The following is a 5,677-nucleotide window of genomic DNA, read 5'->3' as shown; positions in this document are numbered from 1 at the left end:
GGTTTATAGGTTTATCTGCTACAGCATTAAACAAAATTATGTAAAAACGTCATACTGCCGCTGTGTGCTGGTGATTTTCGCATTGTTCTAGCAAACAACGATAAACATTCGATAACAATTGTTCCCGAAAACTTTTAGGCGGCGTCACAAGATCAAGTTCACGTTTATAATAGCGGACACGTTCACTCACTGACAAAGCTAAAATATCAACGGTGTGATTATGTGCAGTTTCCATTGTTATTATCCTTTTCGCTATTCAATTAGTATGATGTTTTCAGACAGTTGGTACGTTAGTCAAGCATAGGCGCAATCCAGGCGACTGAGTGGGAACTGGTTCACAGATTTCGCCACCACTCAATAATAACCATGTCCTACCAATTGCTTAACTCACTACTGGAAATTTACTCCAGCACTACTTGAATACTGTCTGCATATTCCTTATCACAACTGCGCTGATAATGCATAAAATATTGTGTAATTACATGCTTAAAAGTGTAAGAGGGTGCGGTGATTGTCAGCACACTTGTTTAGAATGAGGCAGAATTTGTCAGATGATGACTTAAATCTTGCCAAGGTTGACGTTGCGCGCTAGTTTTTTAATTGAATTGCTAAATGAATAATCAAAAAATCACCACATCACGATTTTTAGAATAAATGTGAATTATGTATAAAGAATTTTATGGGTTGATGGACGATCCATTTCAGCTCAATTGTGATCGGCGGTTTTGTTTTATTCACCCAAGCTATGCCAAAGCAAAGGCATATATGCAGTTTGCATTACATCGTGCGGAAGGTTTTATTATGATTACCGGGCGCCCGGGTACTGGTAAAACCATGTTAATTCAAGATATTACTGCAACGATTAATCCTGCACAAATTAAAGTTGCCCATCTAGTCAGCGTACAATTAACCCCCGATGATTTATTAAGAATGACCGCGTTTGCTTTTGGGATTGATGCGCATCAATCACACAAAGCTGGCGTATTGCAACGTTTATTCGAATTTCTATTGCAACACGCTCAACAAGGCCGCCGCGCATTATTAATTATTGATGAGGCGCAGGATATTATTCCGTCAGCATTAGAAGAACTGAGATTATTAACTAATATACAATATGAAGGACATTCGATATTACAAATTTTTTTAATTGGTCAGGAAACCTTGCGCGACATCATACGCAGTGCTGAAATGGAACAAGTTCATCAACGCCTAGTTGCAGCATGGCATTTACAACCATTAAGCCGTTCGGAAATTATTGGATATGTGCGCCACCGTCTTGAAGCAGCAGGCTGGCGTGGTAATCCCGCGTTTAAGTCCGGTATATTCCCGTTAATTTATCAATTTAGTCAAGGAATTCCACGTCGAATTAATTTAATTTGTAGTCGCCTATTATTACAAGGATTCATTAATGAAACCTACATACTCACCGCAAATGATGCCGCAACAGTTTTTGCCGAATTACAACAGGAAGAATTAACGACAATAGATCAACTAAATGATGAACTATTACCATAGCTTTTCTAAGCGATTTTGGGGGTTAGCATAACGTACGCACGAACTCTCGTTTACCCTGAGAACGCCCAATGTCGTTACATCCTGCAATAGACTCAGTATGAACAGTCATTATTAAAACAACCGAAATTTGGTATTTACTGAGCATACCAATATAGCCGAAAATAATAATGTAAAACCAATAGAACAACTGCCACGCCGTTATACTGATTGTACCCAGCTTGATAAAAGCGTGATGACGGATGCGCTCAATTCACCAACACTCGGAGAATTACTGACTACTACTACCGTGCCACCCAAAATAGAAACACCTGATTCACCAGTCCAAGCGTCACTGCCAAATGAAACCTTGCCTGTATATTCATTCAAAACGGATCAAATAAACTTATTAACCGTCTCCATGTCGCCGTCCACTCAAATGACCCAGCTCGATACAATGAATAATGACACGATCATTATTCAACCCGATTCCAAACAATCAGCGTATCCTATCATTTATTGGTTTCAACAGCGTCCCTGGTTCCATTGGTTGATACTGATAACAGTAGGATTGTTATTTTCAATAGCAATTGCATGGATTGCCGTTGTTCAACCGACAGGTATGAATACTCTACTCATGGCACTGCGTAATGCATTACTTTTTCAATGACTGTTGGTTTTATTAGTTACTTTGCGGCATTTTTAGCCTATACAATTTTTAGCATATTGCTGCTGACTGCATGGCGCGGGCGCTTAACTGGTGCATTTGCATTAGCTGCTACTGGCAGCAGTGTTTTATGGACCGGCATTGCCTTATTATGGATTGATTCCGATCATGCACATTCAATCTGGCAATGGTTAAACAGCATTGTTGAATGGTTTCGTAATAGTACTTGGCTCTTATTTTTAACTTATATTTTAGTCATTGAACGTGACAATTCAATTCGACGAACATGGTTTGCTTTTATAATAATAGTATTATTTAGCACCGCATTCCTCACGATCGTTTTACCCATTTGGTTAGATGCATCTGGCGAACTTTGGTATAGTTTGTTATTAAAATCACAACTGTTTGGTGCAATTGGAATAGCAGTTGTCGGTTTGTTGTTGATTGAACAACTGTATCGCAATCGGCGCTTCAGTAATCGCTGGTCTATTAAACATCTCTGTCTTGGATTAGGCGCCATTTTTGCCTATGATTTATTTTTCTATTCAGAAGCATTACTCTTGCAGCATATTAACTTGCGTTTATGGGAAGCGCGTGGATTAGTCAACGCACTGGTTGTGCCATTGATTGCGGTTTCAACAGCAAGAAATCCTAGTTGGTCATTAGAATTACATGTATCGCGTGATGTGGTATTTCACTCAGCAACGTTAACAGGCGTCGGATTATATTTAATTGCGATGTCCGGCGCTGGATATTACATTCAGTTTATCGGCGGTAATTGGGGGATTGTACTGCAAACAGTGTTTTTGTTTGCTGCCGCTGTGTTGCTAATTTTGTTATTATTTTCGGCACAACTGCGCGCTCGTTTACGCATCTTATTAAATACACATTTCTTTAGTTTTAAGTATGATTACCGTGAAGAATGGCTACGTTTTACAAAAAACTTGGCAGCGGGTGGTGAAGATGTAACTGCCGCTGTCATTAGCGCATTGGGTATGATTATTGGCAGTCAAGAAGGATGGTTGTGGGTGCGCCGCGAGGCAGGTGGTTTTGAATGTGCCGGTTATGTGAATACAACAGCGCCGCTGGTAACATTTGAACCTGAGCACCATTCATTGCCAGTTTTTTTGGCACGCACTGGCTGGGTTATTGATTTAGATGAATATCATCACCGCCCTGATGTTTATAATGAATTAGAATGCCCAAATTGGCTGTTGCAATTACCACAAGCCCGCTTAGTCATTCCATTATTATTGCGTAATACACTATTTGGATTTGTCGTGTTGAGTCAGCCACGCTATCAGCAAACGTTGAATTGGGAAGACCGTTCGTTGCTTAAAACTGCAGGTTTGCAAGCGGCGGTGCATGTCGCACGACATATTGCCGATCAAGCATTGGTCCGCGCTCGTCAATTTGAAGCGTTTAATCAATTATCGGCTTATGTTGCGCATGACCTCAAAAATCTTTTAGCCCAGCAATCCCTGATTGTTTCTAACGCCGAAAAACATAAACACAACCCAGCTTTTATTGAAGATGTGATTCAGACCGTGCGCAGTTCAGTAGAACGGATGCAACGCTTAATGGCACAATTACGCGACGGGGTACGGGGAGATCAATTAGAGGTCTTTGCACTAGATGTGGTATTAAATGAAGTGATTGCATCACGCATAAAAATAAAACCAGCACCACAACTGCTGGATTCTGAATTAAATTTACAAGTTCGTGCAGACCGTGATCGTTTGCGTACTGTATTCAGTCATTTATTACAAAATGCACAAGAAGCAACCAATATGCAGGGTCAAGTGACTGTGCGATTACAACGTCATGGCAATAACCATGCGCTAATTGAAATTGCAGATGACGGTTGCGGCATGACAGTAGAATTTATTCGAGAACGGCTATTTCGACCATTTGATTCAACTAAAGGTCTGACCGGTATGGGAATAGGTGTGTTTGAAAGTCGTGAATTAATTCGACTACTCGGCGGTGAACTAACTGTACAAAGTCAAGCTAAAATTGGCACTGTATTCCGTATGGTTTTACCCATTCAACCTATAGCGAACAGCGCGGTGAATTCTATTACTTTACCAATCCAACATAGCTAACTAACGTGCTATTGTGAATAACAAAATTTTATTAGTAGTTGAAGATGACTTAGGTTTACAAAGTCAATTACGCTGGTGTTTTGATGAGTTCGAGGTCGAGGTTGCAGCTAATCGTCAAGAAGCACTTGTGCAAATACGACAACATCAACCCAGCGTCGTGACACTTGACCTCGGTTTGCCACCCGATCCTGGAGGAACACGCGAGGGATTAGCGACATTAGAAGAAATAGTTAATATCGCACCCATGACTAAAGTCATCATTATTACGGGTAATGATGATCGCAATAGTGCCGTACAAGCAATTAATTTGGGTGCCTATGATTTTTATCTCAAACCCGTTGACCCAACAATATTAGTATTAGTTGTAGAACGCGCTCACCGCCTGTGGGAATTAGAAAATGAAAATCAACGGCTGCAACAAATACGTCACCACTCGCCACTTCATGGCATTATTGGTAATAGTAATCTCATGTTACAGGCGGCACAAACTATTGAAAAAGTGGCACTGACAAATGCAACTGTACTGATTTTAGGCGAAAGTGGCACTGGTAAAGAATTGTTCGCTCGTGCATTACATCAATTGAGTAGCCGTATACCAAATCGACTCGTGGCTATCAATTGCGCGGCCATTCCAGAGCAATTATTAGAAAGTGAACTATTTGGTTATGAACAAGGCGCCTTTACAGGTGCAATAAAACAAACCAAAGGCAAAATTGAATGTGCGCATGGCGGGACGTTATTTCTTGATGAAATTGGTGATTTGCCATTACCATTGCAAGCAAAATTATTACGATTTTTACAAGAGCGCGTCATTGAACGACTCGGTGGGCGTGAAGAAATTCCGGTTGATTTACGCGTTGTATGTGCAACTCATCAGGATTTAGAACAAAAAATTACTCAAGGTTTATTTCGACCCGATTTGTTTTATCGTATTAGTGAAATCACCATCTCATTGCCGCCACTACGCGACCGTGGCAACGACGTACTCTTATTAGCACGCACATTTTTAAGTCAGTTTAACCGTGAGTTTAATAAAGCAATACGCGGTTTCACTCGTGATGCCACGACAGCTATTACACACTATAGTTGGCCTGGCAATGTCCGTGAGGTAGAAAATCGTATTAAACGAGCGGTGATTATGGCAGAAGGACGACAACTGACGTCCGCAGATTTAGAGTTAGACACCGCCTCAGTAAATAATGCTGATATATTTCCGCAGGCATATCATTGTGAAAATGCAGTTACGACATTGCGCATTGCCCGCGAAACTGCTGAAATTAGAACGATTCGCCGCGCTTTACAATACGCGAATGGCAAAATTTCACAAGCAGCTAAATTATTGGATGTTACTCGGCCGACCTTGTATAGTTTATTGGAAAAATACCAGATTAAAGTTGATTGAGTAGCATTCTAT

The 5,677-nt window shown here is 40.7% G+C and carries 5 protein-coding genes; 4 read left to right on the top strand and 1 reads right to left on the bottom strand.

The genetic code is table 11. From position 1 onward, the window contains the following. Positions 1 to 49: 49 nt before the first annotated feature. Positions 50 to 235 (bottom strand): hypothetical protein, encoded by a 186-nt coding sequence (locus HUK38_RS14275; protein WP_182584997.1) that lies wholly within the window; start codon positions 233 to 235, stop codon positions 50 to 52. A gap of 428 nt (positions 236 to 663) precedes the next feature. Here HUK38_RS14275 and HUK38_RS14270 point away from each other — a divergent pair, with 428 nt between their 5' ends. The 4 genes from HUK38_RS14270 to prsR all read left to right on the top strand — a co-directional run bounded on the left by HUK38_RS14270 (position 664) and on the right by prsR (position 5,665). Continuing rightward, complete coding sequence (locus HUK38_RS14270) at positions 664 to 1,515, top strand: AAA family ATPase (protein ID WP_182584996.1); 852 nt, start codon at positions 664 to 666, stop codon at positions 1,513 to 1,515. A 232-nt stretch (positions 1,516 to 1,747) separates the two neighbouring features. After that, complete coding sequence (locus tag HUK38_RS14265; RefSeq protein ID WP_182584995.1) at positions 1,748 to 2,161, top strand: hypothetical protein; 414 nt, start codon at positions 1,748 to 1,750, stop codon at positions 2,159 to 2,161. After that, positions 2,158 to 4,263 (top strand): XrtA/PEP-CTERM system histidine kinase PrsK, encoded by a 2,106-nt coding sequence (gene prsK, locus HUK38_RS14260; RefSeq protein WP_182584994.1) that lies wholly within the window; start codon positions 2,158 to 2,160, stop codon positions 4,261 to 4,263. Before HUK38_RS14265 ends, prsK begins: the two co-directional genes overlap by 4 nt. Before the next feature lie 10 nt (positions 4,264 to 4,273). Continuing rightward, the gene (gene prsR, locus HUK38_RS14255; protein WP_182584998.1) at positions 4,274 to 5,665 is read left to right on the top strand and encodes a PEP-CTERM-box response regulator transcription factor; all 1,392 of its coding nucleotides are present in this window, start codon (positions 4,274 to 4,276) and stop codon (positions 5,663 to 5,665) included. Positions 5,666 to 5,677: the final 12 nt, after the last annotated feature.

It is taken from the genome of Thiospirillum jenense, assembly GCF_014145225.1.
Taxonomy (GTDB): Bacteria; Pseudomonadota; Gammaproteobacteria; order Chromatiales; family Chromatiaceae; genus Thiospirillum; species Thiospirillum jenense.
The sequence above is the reverse complement of the archived record's forward strand: the minus strand, read 5'-3'. Positions and strand labels throughout refer to the sequence as shown.